Origin of the sequence: Arthrobacter bussei (assembly GCF_009377195.2) — a bacterium.
Taxonomy (GTDB): Bacteria; Actinomycetota; Actinomycetes; order Actinomycetales; family Micrococcaceae; genus Arthrobacter_D; species Arthrobacter_D bussei.
The window spans coordinates 38,929-60,409 of sequence record NZ_VJXX01000004.1; the positions used below are offsets into that span (position 1 = coordinate 38,929).

The following is a 21,481-nucleotide window of genomic DNA, read 5'->3' on the forward strand; positions in this document are numbered from 1 at the left end:
CCGGCGCGACCGGCCACATCACATCGATCGGCCCTCGTCGGACGCCTGACCGAATCGGCCCCCGGCGCGATCACGCCGGGACGGCGAGATGACGACGGGTAGCCCACTCGCCATCTTCCTCAGCTCCTCCTGCACGCGGTCCATCTCGCGCCGCCGCTGGACCTGCACCTCTTCCGGGTCCAGCCGGCGGCGTCGCGGAGCGGCGGGTGACTCCTGTCCGTCGTCGTCCTGCTCCAGCAGGTTCTCCTCCGGCCGTCGGCCCTCGCCCTGCAGGGGATCGAAGAACAATCTGTTGCGCTCCATGGTCCTCCTTGCGCTCTCTGCTCGGACCCGACGGTATCCCGGTCGTGTTTCCAGCTGTTTTCGTACGCCCGGCAGCTGTCAGCCGAGGCCCGACGCGCGGGTGATCACGCCGCCGTCGCCGATCCGCGTCACGGCCCACCCGATGCCGCCGACGGCGTAGAGCGAGACCGGAACCAGCAGGCACCACTCGCGGATCGAACCCGCGTTGCCGAGCAGGGGCACGGCGATGTTGCCGTTCGGCCGCCACACCTGCGCGATCACCGGAACGCCGGTGAGGCGTCGCGGTCTCCGCAGCCGCAGGGGGTAGACCGGATTGCAGCCGCCGGTCGTCAGCATGTCACCGAGGATGTGCACCACGACCCCGATGCCCACGGCCAGCGGGAACCAGAACTGCTCCTCCGGGGCGAAGGCCGTGACGAAGGCCCCGGCCGTCAGCCCGACGGCCCAGGGCGATCTCCGCATGCCGTCCGGGATGATCTTCAGTGCCTTCGCCGCGAAGGAGACGAGCAGCACGGTGAGCAGCCCCGCGCCCGGGTAGACGGTACCGAACCGGGCGGTCTCCACCGTCCAGAGGCCGGCGAGGAAGGCGACGGCGACGAAGGCGGCCACACCGAGCAGCGAGTGGGTGCCGCGGCGGTGGCCGCCCGAGATCATGCCGACGCCGGCGCAGAAGAGATTGGACAGCGGAGGGAGTGAGTGGGCGATCGTGGCGCTGTGGTGGTCGGCGTCCGGCAGGAGGGCCGCGCCCGCCGTGACGAGCGCTCCGGTGACCACGCCGACCGCGCTGACGTCCAGCAGCCCGAGGCCGAGGGTCATCGATTCGGGGAGGACCGGGACGATCAGGGCCGGGTGGACCTCGATCCGGGTAGTGGCAGCGACCCATGCGGCAGCGCCGCAGGCAGCATGGTGGGCGCCCATCATGGCGGGAGTCCTTTCGGGATAGACCACGCCGGCGCGGGATGACGGCCGGCGGCGATCTCCCATCCTGCCCGGTGGCACGGTCATTATCCGCAGCGGTTGCCAGGGAGCACTTCCCGGACATACCACCCTCCTGCCGTCAGGAGACGTCACGCGGCGCTTCACGCGCGGAATGGGGCCGGGACGCCCGTGGTTCCCACCGGTATGCCCCTCCCCTTCGCTGCCGTGTCCATCCTCGACCGAGCGCAGTCACGCCAGGGCTCGCCCGAGGCGGAGACCCTGCACCAGGTGATCGCGCGTGCGCAACGCGCGGAGGAACTGGGATACCGGCGGTTCTGGGTGGCGGAGCACCACGGCGTGCCGGGGATCGCCGGATCGGCGCCCGCCGTGCTCGCGGCAGCAGTCGCATCGAGGACCTCGACGATCCGCGTGGGGAGCGGCGGCATCATGCTGCCCAATCACCAGCCGCTGGTCGTCGCCGAGCAGGCCGCCACGCTGGGCGCGCTCTTCGAGGGCCGCTTCGACCTGGGGATCGGGCGATCGCTCGGATTCACGCAGGCCGTGCGATCGGCGCTGCGGACGGGCAAGGACGAGGCCGCCCGGTTCGGCGAGGACGTCGACGATCTGCTCGCCTTCCTCGACGGTTCGGCACCGGTCACGGCCAGGCCCGTGGACGGTGCGCGGACACCGGTGTTCGTTCTCGCGACCGGGCACGGCGTGGAGGTCGCCGCGCGGGCCGGTCTGGCCGTCGTCGTCGGTGGCCCCGCGCTCGCCCACGAGGGCGGTGGCGCCCTGGAGCTGTACCGCGAGTCCTTCCGGCCTTCCCGCTGGTGGGACCGGCCGTACGTCCTCGCGTCCCTGAACGTCGCCGTCGCGGAGACGACGGCGGCGGCACGGCGGCTCCTGCTGCCGGAGGCGCGGGCCCTGGCCTCCTCGCGGACGAGGGGCTCGTTCCCGCCGCTTCGGGCCGAGACGGGGGAGGGCCTGACGGAACGTGAATCCGGGTACGTCGAGGAGTCGCTCCGCTCGGCCGTCCACGGGACGCCACCCGAGGTGGACCGTGCCCTCGTCGATCTGCAGGCGCGTACCGGGGCGGACGAGCTGCTGGTCAGTGGCGGCGCCTACGACCTCGAGGGCCGGGCGCGCTCGGACGAACTCCTGGCGGACCTGTTCCGCTGAAGTGCCGGGCCGGTTCAGCCCGCGTAGGTGTAGGTGCCCCCGCGCTGTACCGACGGGAGGGCGGAGGACACGTAGGTACCCCGCTGCAGGGGACGGGCCTGGCCGCTGGCTCGTGCTGCGGTGGAGACGTAGGTGCCCTCCGTGCCGGGCCGCGGCATCGAGCCGGTGACGTAGGAACCACCCGGCAGGTCCGAGGCACCTGCTGCCGGCTGGTGGATGGTTGCGGCGGAGTGGCGGGCGTAGCGGGGGCGGTCGATGATCGTCATGGGTGCATCCTCACGTCGGTGGGGGCCGCCCGGGGGTGTCGGGCAGGATGATTCAGGGCACGGCACAGCACGGGGAGTGCATCGGGGAGGACCCGCGCCGTCCTGGCTGCGGCCGTTCTCTCAGGCTAGTTCTTATTATGAGTTGCTCAAAATAAACCGGGCGTACGATGCATCACACGTGGCAGGCAGTGCCGCCCGGCGGTGCCGCTCAGGGTGCGCTGACTGCCCGGGTGATTAGTAAGCATGCTTGCTATATCCTGCCGGACGGCCCTACCCTGAGGTTCAGCCGCCCCTTCGGTGGCCGCTCCCGACGACAGGACTCCGCATGCTCTCGATGACCGACCTCGATCCGTTGATCCGACGCCGCAGCGCAGTGCAGTCGGGTGACGGCGACAGGGTGGGCTCGATCGGTGTCGTCTACCTCGACGACGCCGACGAACGGCCCACCTGGGTGACCGTGCACACGGGTCTCTTCGGCACGCGGGAGTCCTTCGTGCCGCTGGAGGGGGCGTCGGTGCAGGGCCAGAAGCTCGTGGTCGCCTACCCGCGCGATCTCATCAAGCATGCTCCGTCGATCGATCGGGACGGCCACCTCGGTCCCGAGGAGGAGGCCGAGCTGTATCGGCACTACGGTCTGGATCGGGTCGCGCCCCCCGCGACGTCGTCGGCCCCGGCCACCCCGGCGGTGATGCTGCAGCCGGAGGGCCCGGCTGTTCCCGGCGACGGCGGAATGCGCATGCCCGACGACGGCGATACGCGACCGCTCGACGACGGCCGCACGCACGCGCTCGGCGCTGCAGGAACAGGCTCAGAGGACGCGGTCGGCACACGCACCCCCGACGAGGGCGCACCGCAGACCCACGACGACGGCCGCACGCGCACGCTCGGCGCTGCAGGAACAGGCTCAGAGGACGCGGTCGGCACACGCACCCCCGACGGGGGCGCCCCGCAGACCCACGACGAGGGCGGCACCCCGTGGGTCGTCCGGTCCGAGGAGCGGCTCCGCGTGGGCACCGAGCGGGTCGAAGCTGCCCGCGTGCGCCTGCGGAAGTACGTCGTCACCGAAGAGGCCACGCTGGCCGTTCCCCTGAAGCGCGAGAAGTTGCGGATCGACGTGGAACCCGTCACGTCGGCATCGAACCTCGACGATGACGGCGCGCCGTTCCAGGAGCAGTCCGTGGAACTCGTGGCGCGGGAGGAAGTCGCCGTCGTGGGCCAGGAGACGGTGGCCCTCGAACGCGTGCGGTTGAGAAAGGTCGAGGTGGACGGCCGGGCGACGGTCCGTGAGGAGGTCCGCAAGGAGCGGATCACCAGCTCTGTCTCAGGCACTGTCTCAGGCACTGGCTCGGGCACTGTTCCAGGCAGCGTCGAGGGCCGCGCCGAGGGCAGCGCCGGTGTCGTCGATGCCGCCGACGTCGACGACGCGCCGACCAGCCGAGGGCGCACCTCCTCGACCCGCGGCCGCACGTCCTCCGCCCGCGACCGCACCCGGACGGGTTCAGGGAGACCTTCGACCACCGGATCGAGGGCGAACCCGCTCATGAAGGGCGGGAAGAGGCGGCGCTGACAGGAGCGCGGACACCTCGGCGACCGTAGGGTTGGCAGCATGGGAGCCACCGGGAACGACGCCGCAGTCTTCGCCGACTATCAGGCCGCCTTCTCCGAGGCGCCCGGTTACCTGAACTTCGCCAGCTACGGTCCGACGTCGGCCCGGGTCACGGACCGGGTGTCTCACCTGCTGCAGACCGCCGGTGACGGCGACGCGGCCGCATCGGACCAGCTGCACGGCGAGGACCTGCGGGCCCGGTCCGCGTTCGCGAGGCTCGCCGGTTTCCCCTTCGAGCAGGTGGGGCTGACGGGGAGCACGTCGCTCGGGCTGTTCCAGGTGGCTTTCGGCCTGACCGGCGGCACGGTGCTGGTCGGCGCCGGCGAGTTCCCGTCCAACATGTACCCCTGGCTGCGCACCAGCGATGCCGGGCGGGCCCGCGTCGAGCTCATCGGCGAACCCGGGACGCACATGACACCGGACGTCGTCGCGCGCGGACTGACCGACGACACCGTGGCGGTGAGCGTCAGCGCCGTCGACTTCCGGACCGGCTACCGCGCTGATCTTCCCGGCATCCGGGACGTGATCGGCCCTGAGCGGCTCCTCGTCGTCGACGGAATCCAGGGATTCGGCGTCGTGGACAACGACTGGACGCTCGCCGACGTCCTGATCACCGGCGCCCAGAAGTGGGTCCGCGGCGCCTGGGGCGTGGCCGGGATCGCCGTGTCGCAGCGGGGCGTGGAGCGGATCGAACCGCTGCTCACCGGCTGGACGGGCGTCACCGAGTCCCGACGGTACGACGGTGAGGAGCACCCGCCGCTGCCGGGTGCCGGGCGGTTCTCGATCTCGAACCTCTCGCCCTACGCGAGCGGCGCCTTCGCGGAAGCCCTCGAGCTGATCGAGTCGGTGGGGGTTCCCGCGATCGAGGGCATCGTGTCGACGCACGCGCAGGCGCTCATCGCGCAGCTCGACGACGCCGGTGTTCCGGTCCTCTCCCCGCGCGACCGTGCGGAGCGGGCGGGGATCGTGGTGGCGCAGGTCATCGGCCGCGCTGCCGAGGCGCAGGCCGCCCTCAGGGCCGCGGGCATCTCGACGACGGTCCACGGCGCGGACCGGATCCGCCTCTCCGTGCACGCGACCACCCGTTCCGAGGTGTTCGGCGAGGCGGCCGGAGTGCTCGCGTCCTTCAGGTAGGCGGACGCCGTCCGGCACCCTGTCGGCGTGGCACTATACGTCGCTCCGCCCTCCTCCACCAGAGGCGGACACGCCGATGGTTCACAAAGGGCAACGATCTTCCGAAGTGTCCTGGCGCGGTGCTAGCGTGCCCAGCAGAACGTGTGACCTAGGCAACATGTTCTGCCACGCCAGGTACTCAGCCTGCAGATGCAACACACCAGCTGGGACATTTCATGAAGGAGAACCCTTGAATTCCATTCCTCGTACCCGGAGGCTGCGGTGCGCGATGGCGCTCGCCGTGACCAGCGCCGTCGTCCTCGCTCCGGTGAGCGCGCAGGCCACCGCCGGTGCCACGGCGGACGCACCGACCGTGACGTCGTCGTCCTTCACCTCCTCGCCCACCGCCGACGGCGCTGCCGAAAAGCTCCATGATCGTTCCGACCCCGCGGCCGAGGAGCGCAGCGACCGCAACCAGCAGGGCGTGGCGAAGGTCATCTCCGGTGCAGCGAAGATCGAGGACCGAGGAGGGTCCAGGGCGGTCAAGGTGGCCCCCGGCCAGTGGGCGCAGTACGGACTGCAGGACAGCGACCAGATCCTCTCCTTCCTCGTCCAGTTCGGCGACACGGTGGACCCCCGCTTCCCCGCCTCGACCGCCGGCCCCGTCAGCGGCGCCATCAAGGAGCCCGACCGCGCGGTGGACAACTCCACCTACTGGTCCGACACCTTCGACCGCGAGCACTACCTCGACATGTTCTTCAGCGAGGAGGGCGAATCGCTCAAGGGCGTCTACGAGGAGATGTCGAGCGGCCGCTACACCGTCGACGGCGACGTCAGCGACTGGGTGACCGTCCCCTACACCTCGGCCAGCTACGGCGAGACCGAGAGCCAGGCCGACATGACGCGCTTCGTGCAGGACACCGCGGACGCCTGGTACGACTCACAGGTCGCGGGAGGCAAGACAGCAGCCGAGATCGACGCCTACCTCGCGACCTTCGACCAGTGGGACCGCTACGACTTCGACAAGGACGGCGACTTCGACGAGGCCGACGGCTACATCGACCACTTCCAGGCCATCCACGCCGGAGAGGGCGAGGAGGCCGGCGCGGCGTCGTCGGCCATCTGGTCGCACCGCTGGTCCGTGGGCCAGGCGGGACGCGGCACGGCCGGCCCGGCAGCCAACCCCTTCGGCGGCATCAAGATCGGTGATTCGGACGTCTGGATCCGTGACTACACCACCGAGCCCGAGAACGGCGGCCTCGGCGTCTTCGCGCACGAGTACGGACACGACCTCGGCCTGCCCGATCTGTACGACACGAGTGGCGGCGAGAACGGCACGGGCTTCTGGACCCTCATGAGCTCCGGCTCCTGGCTCGGCCACGGTGACGGCTCCATCGGCACCACCCCGAACCACATGGGCGCCTGGGAGAAGCTGCAGCTCGGCTGGCTGGACTACGACGTGGCCACGGCCGGTGTGAAGTCGACCCACAAGATCGGGCCGTCCTTCCACGCCACGAAGGCCCCGCAGGCCGTCGTCGTGAACCTGCCGAAGGACGCGGCCGGCAAGGACCGCTTCTACATCGCCGAGAACCGGGTCTACGCCGGCTACGACGCGACGCTCGCCACCGGTCCGTACAACTTCGGCTGGGGCGTCACCGCGCCGGACACCGTGGAGCACTACGCGTACCAGGACGGCCTGAGCATCACCTACTGGAACACCGCGCAGAGCAACAACAACACGCGCCAGCACCCCGGGGCCGGCCTGGCACTCCCGGTCGATGCGCATCCCAGGGCGCTCACCTGGTCGGACGGCACCGTGGTCCGCAACCGCATCCAGAGCTTCGACGCCACCTTCGGCAAGCAGGCCACGGACGCGCTGAGCCTGCACCGCGAGACCGCAGCGGGCTCGAGCACGGTCACGGCTCCGTCGCAGCCCGGTGTCGCCGTCTTCGACGACACCGACCCGAACGCCTACTACGACGTCACGAACCCGCAGGGGTCCGTCGTCGTCGCCGGGACGGGGACGACGATCGAGGTCGTGCAGTCCAACCCGACAGGCATGCTGACCCTGCAGGTCCGCTAGTCCGCCGCGGGCACTCGCCCGCAGGCACAGAAGGAGCCGGGACACGCGTCCCGGCTCCTTCTGTGCGGACGTGGTGCCGCGTCGTCAGCGGATGCTGACGGTGCCCTGCAGGGTGGCGTCCGCGGAGGACGTGCCGACGTAGACCGGGACGTTGCCGGTCGGCGTCACCCAGGCGTCGGTCGCCGAATCCCAGTAGGAGAACGCGCGCGGGTCGAGATCGATCGTGACCTTGGACGTCCGCCCGGCCGGAATGTCCACCTTCGCGAAGCCGGCGAGCTGACGTGCCGGCGTGGCGACCGCCGTCGTCGGGAGCGAGCCGACGTAGACCTGCACGGTCTCCCTGCCGGCGCGGGCGCCGGTGTTGGCGACGTCGACGGTCACCTTGACGTTCGCCGTGCCGCCGTTCTTCACGGGTTTGCCCGAGGAGTTCAGCTTGAGCTTCGAGTACCCGAAGTCGGTGTAGCTCAGGCCGTGACCGAAGGAGAACTGCGGGGCGATGCCTGCGGCGAGATAGCCGCGGTAGCCGATGTTCACGTCGTCGGCGAAGGAGGCCGTCCTGCCGATGCCCGGGAAGAGGGCCGGCGCGGCCGTCGGTGTCGCGGCATCTCCGGTGGCGAAGGTGACCGGCAGCTTGCCGGACGGGTTGACGTCGCCGAAGAGGACGCGCGCGATCGCCGCGCCCTGCTCCTGGCCGCCGTACCAGGCCTCGAGCACGGACGGCACGCGGTCGAGCCACGGCATGGTGACCGAACCTGCGGTCGTCAGGACGACGACGGTGCGCGGATTCGCGGCGGAGACGGCTTCGATCAGGGAATCCTGCTCGTTGGCCAGCGTCAGCGTGTTCTTGTCGCGACCCTCGCCCACGTAGTCCCGGGCGAAGACGACGGCGACGTCCGATGCCTTGGCGGCGGCGACGGCCTCCGCGACCGCCGGGGTCACCACGTCCTCCGGGTGCTCCCAGGTCATGACGAGGTCGGCGGCGGATTCCTGGTCGGGATCACTCGCGTTGTTGGAGTACTCGACGCGCAGGTCGCGGGTTTCGCCCGCCTCGAGCTGCAGCGCGAGGCTGGAGTCAGTGCGGACGGCGTGGGGATCGGAGGCATCGATGACCTCTTCGCCGTCCAGGAACAGCCGCGCGCTGCCGAAGCCGGTCAGCGAGAGGGTGTACTCGCCGGTGGCGGGAGCCGTGATGGTGCCGGACCAGCGTGCGGTCAGCGGACCGCCGAACGGGTAGCCCGGGATCTTCGGGACCGACGAGCCGTACAGTCCGTCGAGGGCGAGGAAACCGGCGCTCATGGCGACCTGGTCCTCGACGCGTGTCACCGTCGGAGTGCCCGCCGTGTCGGCGCCGTTGAACCAGTACTCCGCGGTGATGCCGGTCGCCGTCGGCTGACCTGCAGGGGCGAGGACGGAGGACGGGACCGCCGCACCGCTGAGCGAGTGCGCCGGTCCGACCGGGTCGGTGCCCTCGGCGTAGGTGACCTCGACGCCGGCACCGGCACGGGCCGTGAGCGCATCGAGGGGGGTGGAGGTGCTGGTCGGCTTCACCACGGAGCTGCCGCCCCCGGTGGCGAGGGCGTCCGCGTCCGCGCCGATGACTGCCAGGGAGGAGATCGAGGCGGCGTCGATCGGGAGGGCGGCCGACGGCGAACCGGCCGGGGCGTCGTTCTTCAGCAGGACGGCGGAGCTCTCGGCCACCTCGCGTGCCACGGCATTGCCGGCCGCGACGTCGATCGGCGTGACCGCGACCGGGGTGTCGAAGCTGCCGAACTCGAACATGGTGCGGAGGATGCGGTGCACCTTGTCGTCGATCGTGGCGGTGCTCACCTCACCCCGGTTCACGGCGTCGATCAGCGGTTGCCCGAAGTACACGGCGGCCGGGAATTCGACGTCGAGCCCGGTGTTGGCGGCGTCGACCGTGCTGTGGGTTGCTCCGTAGTCCGTCTGGATGAAGCCCGCGAAGCCGTAGTCCTCCTTGAGGATGTCGAAGACCTCGGAGCTTTCGCAGGCGTAGACGTCGTTGACCTTGTTGAAGGAGCACATGGCGGAGCCGACGCCGGCCTTGATGGCTGCCTCGATGGGCGCCAGGTACACCTCGCGGAGGGCCCGCTCACTGATGGCGACGTTGCCACCGGCCAGACGTGACTCCTCCTGCGAGTAGGCGGCAGGGTGCTTGACGGTTGCGACGACGTCGTGTTTCTGTACGGCCTGGACCTGGGCCTCGAGGAGACGCGAGGTCAGGCGGGGATCCTCGCCCAGGCTCTCGAAGGCGCGCCCCCAGCGGGCATCGCGCACGAGGTCTCCGGTAGGACCGAGCAGTCCGTTCTGGCCGGATGCACGCGTCTCCGCGCCGAGGATGTCCCCGTACTTGGCAGCCAGTGAGGTGTCCCAGGTCGCACCGAGGGCGAGCGGTGCAGGGAGGGCCGTGGCCCTGCCGTCATTGGTGTCCTGGTTCGTGACGCGGACACCCGCTCCGGCGTCGGTCAGGAGCAGGGCGGGGATGCCGAGCCGCTCGAGCGGCGCGATGTAGAACGCGGTCTCGCCACTGAACTCGCCGTGCAGGCGCGACACCTTCTCCTCGAGGGTCATCTGGGCGAGGAGGAGGTCTGCGCGCCTGTCCGAGGAGAGCCGGGTGTTCATCCAGGCCCCGTTGACCGGTGCGACGGTGGTCTTGCGGCCCGACCCGTTGCCCAGGGCCTTCTCGCGGGCGTCCTGCTGGGCGCCGCGGCCGGCGCCGTTGTTGTTCTCGGACCGCGAGGGGGAGTCTGCGGGTGGTGCGGCTACGGCGGGGAGCCCGACGCCTGCGGTGACGGCGAGGGCCAGGGCGCCGGACGTGACGGCGAGGGCCGTCCGGTTGCGGCGCGTGAGTGTCTTCGTGATCAAGGTGTTCCTCTTGCATGGTGCGGATGGGAGGACCTGGCGGAGAAACGCACCACGGGCGGAGGCTCCTGAGCCGCCATGCACCACGGGTGTCCCTGCACCACGGCGGGCAGAAAGAAGACCAAGTCTCCTTCGAGTCTGGTTCACAGGGACTTCTCGGAAATGACGCTCATCTACCTGAAATGTGCCGCCGGCACTCTAGTCCGCGAGCAGCGCTACGCGGTGAACCGGTTCAGAGTGCAGCGCTCCGTCGAGGTCACCTCGTGCGGCGCTCTTCCGGTGTGTGCGCGCCGGGTCCGCCGGCCCGCCGCGGTCCGTCGCCCGAACGCAGAAGGAGCCGGGACGCGTGTCCCGGCTCCTTCCGTGTGCGTGGTCTAGTGCGTGCGGCGCGGGCGGCGAGGCTGGGAGACGACGGCGATCGCCAGGGCCAGGGCGACGGCGACGATGCTGAGGACGCCCGCAGCGATGTACCGGACGGGGTCCGCGCCGAGCGGGGTGGCGGCCTCGGCGACGACATCATCGGCCGGCTGCTCCTCGGCCGCCGTCTCTGCCGATGCAGCCGATGCAGCCGATGCGGACGAGGTGGCCGGGGCGGCCGCCGTGGTGCGTGCGGTTCGAGCTCCGGGAGCAGGAGCGCCCAAGCCTCGGGTGTCATTGCCGACGTTCCTCGCAGGCGCCCCGGCCCCGGCGGCTGCCTCGGCGGAATCCGTCGCGGGCGCCGTCGCCGCATCCTCCGAGGCAGTGGCGGACGGACTCGCGCTCTCATCGGGCGTGGTCCCGGCCGGTGTGCTCGGACTGCTCGAAGGATCGACGGTCGGAGCGGGATCCGCGGTCGGCATCGAGGGGACTGGAGTCGGGACCACCGACGGATCGGTGGTCGGGGGAGCGGGCGCTGCCGGGTCGGTGGGGCCGGTTCCCGGCGGCGGCGGCTGGACAGGGCCCGGAGTCTCGATCGGCGCTCCGCCAGGGCCCGTCGGAGGCCCGGGTTCGAGGGCCGGCAACGGAATCGGCGGCAGCGTCGCGTTGGCGTGAGGTGGCAGCACCGGTCCCTGCTGCCGCGTCGACGGGTCGGTCTGGTTGGGGGAGTCAGGGGTGGTCGATACGGTCTGTGCGACGGCAACGCCCGGGAGGGCGATCAGGAGGCCACAACTGAGGGTCAGGGAGGTGATGGCGTGACGGACGCGCATGGGAACTCTTCGGGACGCGGGCGGACAGCAGCTTCAGAAGCATGCTGATGATCTGGGTCAATCGTACGCGGGACGGCCGGAGCTTCCCAGGGGAGTGTGCCGCTCATCGCCGATGGTGATTCGGCGCCGGACCTGCCTACGGATCGGTCACGCAGGGTTGCGGCGAGGCCGGGACGGACGCCGGGCGGAAGACGAAGAAACGGTAGGCCCCGTAGCGGAACACGTTGCCGAGCAGGACCCCGATCACGTTCGCGGAGATGTTGTCGGCGAGCGGACTCGTGAGACCCAGGACGTAGTGGGACACGACGAGGCAGGCGGCTGCGATGCCGAGCCCGATGAGGTTGGTGAGTCCGAACAGCAGCGCTTCCTCGCGCTTCGGCCGACCGGCGAACATCCGGAAGGTCAGGTAGTGGCTGCCGACCCAGGAGACGCCGGTGGCCAGGACCACGGAGACGATCTTCGACGAGATGGGCCCGATGCCGAGCCCGGACGCGAGGATGTTGAACACCGAGATGTCGACGACGAAGGCCACCGTGCCCACGAGGGTGAAGGAGCCGAGCCGACGCAGTGCTGCGCGCACATGTCCTCCCTCCGGTGCCGACGCTCTATCCTACACTTAGGATGCCTAAGCAACTAAAGGGGGCTGATGCCGGCCGAGTCCTCGACGCGACGGAAGGGCCACCCCTGAGGGGTGGCCCTTCCGGTGGCCGGAGCGCGCAGTGCGGTGCGCTGTCGGGTGGCTAGTGGCCGGGGGTGATCAGGGTCGAGGCCCCGGTCCTCGCGGCCTGGAAACGGGTCTGGACATCGGCCCAGTTCACCAGGTTCCACCACGCCTTCACGTACTCGGGCTTCACGTTCACGTAGTCCAGGTAGAACGCGTGCTCCCACATGTCCAGCATCAGCAGCGGAACCGTGCCCACCGGCACGTTGCCCTGCTGGTCGTAGAGCTGCTCGATCACGATGTTCTTCCCCAGCGGCTCGTACGCCAGGACCGCCCACCCCGACCCCTGCAGCGACGTCGCCGCCGCCGTGAAGTGCGCCCGGAACGCGCCGAAGGACCCGAACGCGTCATCCAGCGCCGCAGCCAGCTCACCCTCGGGCTTGTCCCCGCCCTCGGGCGACATGTTCTTCCAGAAGATGCTGTGGTTGATCACACCACCCACATGGAACGCCAGATCCTTGGAGAGCTTCGGGATGGTCCCGAACTCGCCCTTCTCACGCGCCTCGGCCAGCTGCGCCAGGGCATCATTGGCGCCCTTGACATAGGTGGCCTGGTGCTTGGAATGATGCAGCTCCATGATCCGGCCCGAGATGTGCGGCTCCAGGGCCGCGTAGTCGTAGTCAAGATCCGGCAGTACGTAAACGCTCACGTAGTCCTCCTCGGTGATGGGGTGGTCGTCCTTCGGTCGTTCAGTCCAGCAGCGACTGGTCGCCCAGCCGGTGGTAGGAACGGTTGTGGTAGACGAGCGGTGCGCTCCCGCCGTCGTCCGCTGCCTGTTCGATCCCCAGCACGTCCGCGGCGAGGATCATCGAACCGCCCACGGGCAGGCGGTGCAGGATCCTGCAGCGCAGCGCCCAGGGCGCGTCGGCCAGGAGCGGTTCTCCCGTCGGCAGGGTGCGCCAGTCCGTGGCCGGGCCGAAGCGGTCCGCGCCACGCGTGGAGAAGAGCTGGGCGAGACCGAGCTGATCGGCTCCGAGCAGGTGCACCACCAGCGTCCCGGCCTGCACCAGGACGGCGGCGGACTGCGACGCCGTCGAGACGGAGAACGCGAGGACCGGCGGCTCGGCCGAGACGGACGAGACGGACGACGCCGTCAGTCCCACCGGCCCCTCCGGGCCCTGCGCCGTGATGACCGCGATACCCGCCGGGTGGGCGCGGAACGCATCCTTGAAGAGATCGGCGGTGGGGACCGCGTGGTCCGTCGAGGCTGTCATATCCTCCACGCTAGAACCTCGACAAAGGTTGAGGTCAAATCGGGGGATCACGGATCGAGGAGGGTCGACGGCACACCGCGGCGCCCGGCGTCGTCGTCCGGGTTGACGAAACCGCACGTCGCGAGCGAGAGGCAACCGCAGCCGATGCATCCACCCAGACGGTCACGCAGGTGCTCCAGCTGGGCGATGCGCTGCTCGATCTCCTGCCGCCAGGCCGCCGACAACCGCTGCCAGTCCTCCTGGTCCGGGACGCCGTCCGTCGGCAGTTCGCCGAAGGCCGTGGCGACGGTTGCGAGGGGGATGCCCGCGCGCTGCGCCGCCCGGATGACGGCGACGCGGCGCAGGACGGACCGGTCGTAACGACGCTGGTTGCCCGACGTGCGGCGGCTCCGGATCAGGCCCTGGCGTTCGTAGAAGTGCAGGGCGGAGACCGTCATGCCGCTGCGGGACGCGAGCTGCCCCACCGAGAGGTCCTGATCGTTCGGCATGGGTCTCCCGTCCGGTCGCCGTCGTGCGTGGATGCGTCGTGCCAGCGTAGCGGCGGCCGGCCCCGCGTCGGCCTGCCGGCTACCCGAGCAACTCCGCGACGTACTGCCTGAGGGGCGTGGTGGGGCGGCCGATGATGCGGGACAGCGTCCCGTCGCTCTCGGCCAGGAGGCCGTCGGCGATGTTCGCGTCGATCGCGGCCACGAAGCCAGCCGTCCCCTCGTCCAGCCCGAAGCCCTGGAGCGCGGCGACGTGCTGGTCGGTGGAGACCTGCTCCACCGTGACGTCGTTCCCCTGCACGTCGGCGACCACCGATGCGAGCTCGTCGACGGACCACGGCTCGTCGCCGCCGAGCTCGAGGATCTCGCCCGCGTAGTCGTCGGACAGCAGGACGACGGCGGCGGCCTCCGCGTAGTCGCGGCGCGTCGCGCTGGCCACCCTGCCGCGCCCCGCGCTCGTCAGGATGCTGCCGGTGGAAGCGGCCTGGCGGATCGTGTCGTCGTAGTTCTCCGTGTACCAGTTGTTGCGCAGCACGGTGTAGGTGAGGCCGGATCCCTCGAGCAGACCCTCGGTGGCCTTGTGCTCGGGTGCGAGGACGAGGGCCGACGTCGAGGCCTTCGGCGCGCTCGTGTAGACGAGGGATGCGTCCACCCTGCGGGCGGCGTCGATCACGGCCTTGTGCTGCACCGACCGCTTGCCCACCTCGCTGCCGGAGATCAGCAGCACCTTCTCGGCGCCGGCGAAGGCGTCGTCCAGGGTGGAGGGGTCCGAGTAGTCGATGCGCGCGGTGCGGACGCCGTGCGAGGCCAGTGCGGCGAGGGCTTCCTCGTTGCGGCCCCCGGCGACGACGGTGGACGGGTCCACCCCGCGGGCCAGCAGCTGCTCGACGACCTGGCGGCCCAGGTGCCCCGTGGCTCCGGTGATGACGATGGTCATGGCAAGTCCTCCCGATCGGGCGCCCGGCTGGCGCGTCTACTGGCGGTAACCGGGATCAGGCCGAAAGGCTTCCCGGGCGGCTCGGATGGACACCGGCACGGCGAGCCGGTAGGACTGCTGGAGGGGTGCGCGCCGGAGCCGCCCGGGCCGACGAGCGAAGGGCAGCATCAGTGACCGACCCGCAGCACGAGCACGGAACGACCCACGGGCGCCGCCTGCGGGTGGCGGTGGTGGGGATCGGCTGGGCCGGCCGCCAGCACCTCGAGGCGTACGCGAACAGCGAGGACGTCGAGATCCTCGGCCTGGCCGGAATGGAACCGGCGCTCCTCGCGGAGCTGCAGGCCGAGTACGGCATCCCGCACGCCGTCGCCCGCTGGGAGGACCTGCTGGCGCTGGACGGGCTCGACGCCGTCAGCGTCGCCGTTCCCACGTTCCTCCACGCGCCCATCGCCGTCGCCGCCCTGGAGCAGGGTCTCCACGTGCTGAGCGAGAAGCCGATCGCCCGGAACGGTGACGAGGGACAGGCGATGGTCGACGCCGCACGCCGCACGGCGCGCGGGGCGCGTGCTCGACGTCGCGTTCAACCACCGGCGCCGCGGGGACGTCGCGGCCCTCGAGCGCGTCATCGGCGACGGCCGACTCGGGCGCCCCTACTACGTGAAGGCTGCCTGGCTGAGGCGATCCGGCATCCCGTCCCTCGGCAGCTGGTTCACCAGCCGTGACCTGGCAGGTGGTGGACCCCTCGTGGACATCGGCGTCCACGTCCTGGACCTGGCACTCCATCTGCTGGGGGAGCCGCGGGTCCTCTCGGTCTCGGCGTCCACCTACGCGGAGCTCGGGCCCCGGGGCCGCGGTGGCGGTGACTACGGGAAGCAGGCAGCGGATTCCGCCTTCGAGGTGGAGGACTTCGCCTCCGCGTTCCTCCGGCTCGAGGGTGGCGTGACCCTGCTCCTCGAAGCCGGCTGGGCCGCCTACCGCGAGCCGAGGACCTCATCGAGCTCCGGATGTACGGGACCGACGGCGGTGCGGAGCTGAGGCGGGTCGGCGTACCGAGCGAGGCGGCACCGGACCTCCGCGTGTTCACCGAGGACGGGGAGTACGCACCCGGGATCGGACCATCGGCGGGTCACCAGGGCGTGATCGACGATTTCCTGGCCGCGGTCCGTGCCGGGGAGGCCGAATGGCACCGGCACGACGGCTCGGTGGCACTCACCCGCGCCCGCGTCATCGACGCCTGCTACCTGTCCGCGACCGAGCACCGGGAGGTCCTGCTCTGATGGAATTCACGAGCGCACCGAGCATCGTCGTCTGGAACGAGGGCGTCCACGAGGCCCGCAACGAGCCCGCCACCATCGGGGAGATGTATCCGCAGGGCATCCACGGCGCCATCGCGGCGTCCCTCGCCGGCTACTTCCCCGGCTCGGAGGTCTCGACGGCGACCCTCGCGGATCCCGGGCACGGGCTCACCGAGGAGCGGCTCGCCCGCACCGACGTGCTGCTGTGGTGGGGGCACATCGCCCACGCCGAGGTGGCGGACGAGGTGGTGGACCGCGTCCACCACCATGTCCTCGGCGGCATGGGGCTCGTGGTGCTGCACTCGGGTCATTTCTCGAAGATCCTCACGCGGCTGCTCGGCACCACGTGCTCCCTGAAGTGGCGGAACGACGGCGAACGCGAGCTCGTCTGGACCGTCAAGCCGTCCCATCCGATCGCCGCGGGCGTCGAGAGCCCCATCATCATCCCGGAGCAGGAGATGTACGGGGAGCTGTTTGACATCCCGGAGCCCGACGACCTGATCTTCATCAGCTCGTTCGAGGGCGGTGAGGTCTTCCGCTCGGGCGTGACGTTCTCCCGGGGGAGGGGCCGCATCTTCTACTTCAGCCCCGGGGACCAGGAGTACCCCGTCTATCACCACCCGCAGATCCAGCGCGTCCTCGCCAACGGCGTGGACTGGGTGGCGCAGCCCGCCCGCGACCGCTCGATGCCCCGGGTGGAGAATCCGGCGCGGGACTGGTTCTCCGGCTAGCCGGAGACGTCGGAGGCCCCCGGGCCGGGGACCGCTGACCCCTCCAGCAGCCCCGTGGTGGAAATTTCTCACCACGGGGCTTCGATTGCCATTAACGTTCCGCAGTGGGGACGGAAGTCCGGCGGGGACGGAACATGGGGCGGGGATCGCGCAGGCGGCAGGCGGGGCGGACGGCAGGGAGCCGGACGGGCCGCTGCTGACGGGCGAGGGCGTCGTGGGACCATCCGCCAGGGTGCGGCCCCGTTCCGTTCCCTGAGTCCCCGGAGTCGCAGCATGGTCAGTATCGGTCTGGACGCACCCGACGGCGAGCCGTCGGGCATCGCCCGCGGGCAGGGCGTTCCCGACGCCGCAGCGCTGTTCGAGTCGGTCGTCGTGCACGCCAACGACGTCGTGCTGGTGACCGAGGCCGAGCCGATCGACGCGGGCTCGGGCGGCCCCCGCGTCATCTACGCCAACCCCGCCTTCACGCGCATGACCGGGTACGAGGCGCACGAGATCGTGGGCCGGACACCGAGGATCCTGCAGTCACCCGACACGGACCGCAGGGAGCTGGACCGCCTGCGCACAGCGCTCGCCGCCTGGCAGCCGATCGAGGTGGAACTGCTGAACCGCCGCAAGGACGGCAGCGAGTTCTGGGTGCAGCTCAACATCACGCCGGTCGCCGACCCGACCGGCTGCTTCACCCACTGGATCGCGATCCAGCGCGAGATCACGGGACGCAAGCGGCGCGAGCTGGCGCTGCAGTCCATCCTCGACAGCACCACGGACCTGCTCCTCGTCCTCGAGGACTGGCGGGTGACCGCGGTCAGTGCCGCGTCCCTGCGGATCCTCGGCCACCCGCCCGAGACCCTGCAGGGGACGGCGTCGGAGGAGCTGATCCACCCGGCGGACCGGCGCGCGGTCCGCGAGCTGGTGGCCAGGGCCCGGGGCGCGCGTCCCACCGCTCGGGTGACGGTGACCGTGCGGGTCCGCCACGTCACGGGCGACTGGCGCTGGCTCGACCTGACCGTCAGCGAGGTGGCCGGTGACGCACGGCGACTGGTCCTCGCCTGTGCGGACGTCACCGAGCAGCGGCGGACCCAGGCGGCGCTCGACGAGGTCAACGGGAGATTCCGCAGCGCGTTCGACGACGCCCCGATCGGCATGGCCATCACCGCACTCTCCGGTCGCTTCCTCCAGGTGAACACCGCCCTCACCGAGCTGCTCGGGTTGTCCGCGGACGCGCTGCTCGCCTCGACCGTCAGGGACATCACGCACCACGAGGACGTCCAGCACACCGAACGCCAGCGGCTCGCGCTGACCAGGGGCTCCCTCGACCGGCATCGCCACGAGACACGCTTCCTCCACCGTGACGGGTCCGTGGTCGGCATCCTGCACTCCTCGTCGGTGGTGCGGGACCAGGAGGGCAGGCCCACCCTCCTGATCGACCACATCGAGAACATCACCGACCGGAAGGCCTTCGAGGAACGGCTCCGGCACCAGGCGCTGCACGATCCCCTGACCGGGCTGCCGAACCGTGCCCTGTTCACCGACCGCCTCGAGCGCGCGCTGCAGCCCGACAGCGGGGCCGGCCGGGTGGCCGTCCTCTTCTGCGACGTCGACCGGTTCAAGACCGTCAATGACACGTACGGCCACCACATCGGTGACCTCGTCCTGTCCACGATCGCGCAACGCCTGCTCTCGGTCGTGCGCCCGGTGGACACCGTGGGACGCCTCGGCGGGGACGAGCTCGTCATCCTCTGCACCGATTCCGGTCCCGCCGAGGCCACGGCGATGGCGGACGTGCTCAGGGACGTCCTGGCGCAGCCGATCGTGGTCAACGGGGCGGCGATCGCGGTGACGACCTCCATCGGGATCGCCCTGTCGGTGGCTGGCATCAGCACGGCCGAGCAACTCCTCCGGGACAGCGACGACGCCATGTACGCCGCGAAGGGTTCGGGCCGGGACCAGTACCGGGTGCACGACGAAGCCGACGGCGCCGTCAACCGCCATCGGCTCCGGCTCCTGGCCGACCTGCCCGGCGCGCTGGCGGACGGGCAGCTGCGCGTCCACTTCCAGCCGCAGGTGGATCTCACCACCGAGGAGCAGGTGGCGCGCGAGGCACTGGTCAGGTGGGAGCACCCCGAGCTCGGGCTGCTCCTGCCGAACGAGTTCGTCGGACTGGCGGAGGAGGCGGGCCTCATGCGTGACCTCGGCCGCAGGGTGCTCGGTGCCGTCCTGGCGGAGGCTGCGCAGCGGGGTGACGGGACGGCGGAGCCGATGGTCACCTGGGTCAACGCCTCGGCCAGCGAACTCGACGATCCCGACTTCGCGGCAGGTGTCGAGAAGGCCCTGGCAGACCACGGGATGCCCGGCCAGGTGCTCGGCATCGAGATCACCGAGAGTGTCCTGATGACCAACCTCTCGCAGGCCCACCAGAACCTCATGCGCCTGCGTGCACTCGGCGTGCAGCTCGCCATCGACGACTTCGGGACGGGGTACTCCTCGCTCTCCTACATCGGGCAGTTCCCCGTGGACACGATCAAGATCGACAGTTCCTTCGTGGCCGGCCTCGACAGTCCGATGCGCCGGCGGGAGTCCTTCGCCGTCGTGACGGCCGTCATCAGCCTCGCGCACTTGCTCGGCCTGCGGGTCATCGCCGAGGGCATCGAGACCCGGACCCAGGCGCTGATCCTGCACGGCCTGGGCTGCGACCAGGGCCAGGGCTACCTGTACGGGAAGCCGCAGGCGACCGCCGGGTAGCCGCCTGCGCGGCCCGTGCCGCACCGGCGGAGCAGGAGGCGCCGGCCCCGCGTCGGAGAAGGGCTCACCGTCGGGGGAACGACCGGTCGACCGGGCTCAGGAGATCGGCTGGCGGGCGGCGAGGATGCTGAGGAGCTGCAGCTTCTCGAAGCCCTCCGAGCCCGGCGGCGCGGTGAGGACCAGGAGCGACTGCGCCTGGTTCTCCGTGAAGAGCACCTGGCAGTCCACCTCGATCTCGCCGAGCTCGGGGTGCACGAGGGTCTTGTGGTCGTCGAACCGGCTGCGGACCTCGTATCCGCTCCACACCTGGGCAAACTCCTCGCTCTCCGCCAGGAGGGCGTCGACGATCCGCCTGCCACGGGTGGAGGTACCCGTTCCCAGGGCTGCCCGCAGGGCCGCGGCCCGCACGCGTGACTGGTGCGCGTGGTCCCGCTCGGGGTAGTACCGGCGTTCGGCGGGATCGGTGAACCAACGGTAGTAGGAGCTGCGGGCGAGCCCCCGGTGGCGGAGGTCGTCCCCGAGCAGTGCCACCGCGAGCCTGTTCTGCACGAGGGTCTCCGCGAGATCCGAGAGCACCAGGGCAGGAGTGTCCTCGAGGCGGTCGAACACGCGCATGAGGGCCGGGCCCACATGCTCGGAGGGCTGCGATCGCGCGGGCGGACGCTGACCGGCGAGGAGGAAGAGGTGGTCGCGTTCGTCGAGGCTCAGCCGGAGCCCGCGGGTGATCGCCAGGAGCATCTGGTCCGAGGGCTGCGGGCCGCGGCGCTGCTCCAGGCGCGTGTAGTAGTCGGTGGACATGCCGCACAGCACCGCCACCTCCTCGCGGCGCAGGCCGGCCGTCCGGCGTCGCACTCCCGGCGCCAGCCCGACGTCGCCGGGCCGGAGGGACTCACGGCGCTTGCGGAGGAACTCGGCCAGGTCATCGCGCTTCATGGCTCCATCATGGCCCCCTGCCGGGAGTGGAGACAGGGACCACCGATCCGTGGATGAGCCCTCCTCTCCCGCCCGCCGGCGGGCCGGGGCACTGTTGAGGCATCAGCACAGAGCCCCTCGGAAGGACCATCATGCAGCTCACCGGAAAGACCATCCTCATGGCCGGCGGAACCTCGGGCATCGGACTGGGGCTCGCCCTCCGCTTCCATGCCGCAGGCAACCGCGTGATCGTGGCCGGCCGCCGGGAGGAGATCCTGCAGCGGATCGCCGCGGATCATCCCGGGATCGACACCGCCGTCCTGGACATCGCGGATCCGGACTCGATCTCCTCGTTGCGGGATGCCCTGCTCGTCTCCCACCCGGACCTGGACGTCGTCGTCGCGATGGCCGGGATCATGGAGCCCGAGGACCTCCGGGACCCGTCGTCGCTCGCCACGGCCGAACGCACCGTGACCACGAACCTGCTCGGCCCCCTCCGCCTGGTGAGCGCCTTCGTGCAGCACCTCGAGAGCCGGGAGGATGCGGCGATCATCACGGTCACCTCGGGCCTCGCCTACGTGCCCCTGCCGGTCGCACCGACCTACAGCGCCACGAAGGCGGCGCTGCACTCCTGGACCGACAGCCTGCGCGTGCACCTCGGGGACACCTCCGTCCAGGTCATCGAGCTGGCCCCGCCGCTCGTGCGCACCACGCTCATGGGCAACCAGGACAATGAGCACGGCATGCCGCTGGAGGAGTTCCTCGACGAGACCATGGCGCTGCTGGCAGCCGGACCGGAGGCCCGGCAGATCCTCGTCGAGCGCGTGAAGCACCTGCGGTTCGCGGAGGCCACGGGGCAGTACGACGCCGTGCTCGACCGCCAGAGCATGCTGCCCGGGTAGCCCGGGC

The 21,481-nt window shown here is 70.7% G+C and carries 19 protein-coding genes and 1 pseudogene; 9 read left to right on the forward strand and 11 right to left on the reverse strand.

Annotated features, from left to right (window positions below; translation table 11 throughout):
• Positions 1 to 18 precede the first annotated feature (18 nt).
• Both FNH21_RS12185 and FNH21_RS12190 read right to left on the reverse strand, forming a co-directional pair.
• Positions 19 to 303 (reverse strand): hypothetical protein, encoded by a 285-nt coding sequence (locus tag FNH21_RS12185; protein WP_152816065.1) that lies wholly within the window; start codon positions 301 to 303, stop codon positions 19 to 21.
• 78 nt (positions 304 to 381) lie between these two features.
• Positions 382 to 1,224 carry a metal-dependent hydrolase gene (locus FNH21_RS12190; protein ID WP_152816068.1) on the reverse strand — a complete coding sequence of 281 codons (843 nt, stop codon included), beginning with the start codon at positions 1,222 to 1,224 and terminating at the stop codon, positions 382 to 384.
• A 186-nt stretch (positions 1,225 to 1,410) separates the two neighbouring features.
• Between FNH21_RS12190 and FNH21_RS12195 the strand changes: the two genes are divergently transcribed.
• A complete protein-coding gene (locus FNH21_RS12195) occupies positions 1,411 to 2,400 on the forward strand; it encodes an MsnO8 family LLM class oxidoreductase (RefSeq protein WP_338403270.1) in 990 nt (329 codons plus the stop codon).
• Between the two features lie 14 nt (positions 2,401 to 2,414).
• Here the strand turns inward: FNH21_RS12195 and FNH21_RS12200 are convergent, their stop codons facing one another.
• Positions 2,415 to 2,666, reverse strand: a complete 252-nt coding sequence (locus FNH21_RS12200; protein WP_152816071.1) for a hypothetical protein — start codon at positions 2,664 to 2,666, stop codon at positions 2,415 to 2,417.
• Positions 2,667 to 2,991: 325 nt separating this feature from the next.
• Here FNH21_RS12200 and FNH21_RS12205 point away from each other — a divergent pair, with 325 nt between their 5' ends.
• From FNH21_RS12205 to FNH21_RS12215, 3 genes are all read left to right on the forward strand, one after another.
• On the forward strand, positions 2,992 to 4,233 hold the full coding sequence (locus FNH21_RS12205) for a DUF2382 domain-containing protein (protein ID WP_152816074.1): 1,242 nt from the start codon (positions 2,992 to 2,994) through the stop codon (positions 4,231 to 4,233).
• 39 nt (positions 4,234 to 4,272) lie between these two features.
• A complete protein-coding gene (locus FNH21_RS12210) occupies positions 4,273 to 5,406 on the forward strand; it encodes an aminotransferase class V-fold PLP-dependent enzyme (RefSeq protein ID WP_152816077.1) in 1,134 nt (377 codons plus the stop codon).
• A 229-nt stretch (positions 5,407 to 5,635) separates the two neighbouring features.
• Entirely contained in the window at positions 5,636 to 7,468 is a 1,833-nt protein-coding gene (locus FNH21_RS12215; protein WP_241743242.1) for an immune inhibitor A domain-containing protein, read from the forward strand.
• A gap of 84 nt (positions 7,469 to 7,552) precedes the next feature.
• On the opposite strand, the gene FNH21_RS12220 is transcribed toward FNH21_RS12215, so the two are convergent.
• Together FNH21_RS12220 and FNH21_RS12225 are read right to left on the reverse strand one after the other, a co-directional pair.
• The gene (locus FNH21_RS12220; RefSeq protein WP_152816080.1) at positions 7,553 to 10,351 is read right to left on the reverse strand and encodes a glycoside hydrolase family 3 protein; all 2,799 of its coding nucleotides are present in this window, start codon (positions 10,349 to 10,351) and stop codon (positions 7,553 to 7,555) included.
• A gap of 371 nt (positions 10,352 to 10,722) precedes the next feature.
• Positions 10,723 to 10,989, reverse strand: a complete 267-nt coding sequence (locus FNH21_RS12225; protein ID WP_152816083.1) for a hypothetical protein — start codon at positions 10,987 to 10,989, stop codon at positions 10,723 to 10,725.
• A gap of 7 nt (positions 10,990 to 10,996) precedes the next feature.
• Here FNH21_RS12225 and FNH21_RS12230 point away from each other — a divergent pair, with 7 nt between their 5' ends.
• Positions 10,997 to 11,380: a hypothetical protein gene (locus tag FNH21_RS12230; RefSeq protein WP_152816086.1), complete on the forward strand. Its 384-nt coding sequence runs from the start codon at positions 10,997 to 10,999 to the stop codon at positions 11,378 to 11,380.
• A gap of 291 nt (positions 11,381 to 11,671) precedes the next feature.
• Here FNH21_RS12230 and FNH21_RS12235 read toward each other — a convergent pair whose 3' ends face one another.
• From FNH21_RS12235 to FNH21_RS12255, 5 genes are all read right to left on the reverse strand, one after another.
• A complete protein-coding gene (locus FNH21_RS12235; protein ID WP_191931927.1) occupies positions 11,672 to 12,115 on the reverse strand; it encodes a GtrA family protein in 444 nt (147 codons plus the stop codon).
• A gap of 160 nt (positions 12,116 to 12,275) precedes the next feature.
• Entirely contained in the window at positions 12,276 to 12,905 is a 630-nt protein-coding gene (locus tag FNH21_RS12240; RefSeq protein ID WP_191931928.1) for a superoxide dismutase, read from the reverse strand.
• A 40-nt stretch (positions 12,906 to 12,945) separates the two neighbouring features.
• Complete coding sequence (locus FNH21_RS12245) at positions 12,946 to 13,470, reverse strand: flavin reductase family protein (protein WP_152816089.1); 525 nt, start codon at positions 13,468 to 13,470, stop codon at positions 12,946 to 12,948.
• A gap of 47 nt (positions 13,471 to 13,517) precedes the next feature.
• The gene (soxR, locus tag FNH21_RS12250; RefSeq protein WP_152816092.1) at positions 13,518 to 13,958 is read right to left on the reverse strand and encodes a redox-sensitive transcriptional activator SoxR; all 441 of its coding nucleotides are present in this window, start codon (positions 13,956 to 13,958) and stop codon (positions 13,518 to 13,520) included.
• Between the two features lie 79 nt (positions 13,959 to 14,037).
• Positions 14,038 to 14,892: an SDR family oxidoreductase gene (locus tag FNH21_RS12255; RefSeq protein ID WP_152816095.1), complete on the reverse strand. Its 855-nt coding sequence runs from the start codon at positions 14,890 to 14,892 to the stop codon at positions 14,038 to 14,040.
• A 170-nt stretch (positions 14,893 to 15,062) separates the two neighbouring features.
• Here FNH21_RS12255 and FNH21_RS12260 point away from each other — a divergent pair.
• From FNH21_RS12260 to FNH21_RS12270, 3 genes and pseudogenes are all read left to right on the forward strand, one after another.
• Positions 15,063 to 16,169: pseudogene (locus FNH21_RS12260) on the forward strand (Gfo/Idh/MocA family protein).
• Positions 16,169 to 16,918 carry a ThuA domain-containing protein gene (locus FNH21_RS12265; RefSeq protein ID WP_152816098.1) on the forward strand — a complete coding sequence of 250 codons (750 nt, stop codon included), beginning with the start codon at positions 16,169 to 16,171 and terminating at the stop codon, positions 16,916 to 16,918. Before FNH21_RS12260 ends, FNH21_RS12265 begins: the two are co-directional and overlap by 1 nt.
• A gap of 273 nt (positions 16,919 to 17,191) precedes the next feature.
• Positions 17,192 to 19,660 carry a sensor domain-containing protein gene (locus tag FNH21_RS12270; RefSeq protein WP_152816101.1) on the forward strand — a complete coding sequence of 823 codons (2,469 nt, stop codon included), beginning with the start codon at positions 17,192 to 17,194 and terminating at the stop codon, positions 19,658 to 19,660.
• Positions 19,661 to 19,756: 96 nt separating this feature from the next.
• On the opposite strand, the gene FNH21_RS12275 is transcribed toward FNH21_RS12270, so the two are convergent.
• Entirely contained in the window at positions 19,757 to 20,593 is an 837-nt protein-coding gene (locus FNH21_RS12275) for a helix-turn-helix transcriptional regulator (protein WP_152816104.1), read from the reverse strand.
• Positions 20,594 to 20,724: 131 nt separating this feature from the next.
• Here FNH21_RS12275 and FNH21_RS12280 point away from each other — a divergent pair, with 131 nt between their 5' ends.
• Entirely contained in the window at positions 20,725 to 21,474 is a 750-nt protein-coding gene (locus FNH21_RS12280; protein WP_152816107.1) for an SDR family oxidoreductase, read from the forward strand.
• The last annotated feature ends 7 nt before the right edge of the window (positions 21,475 to 21,481 follow it).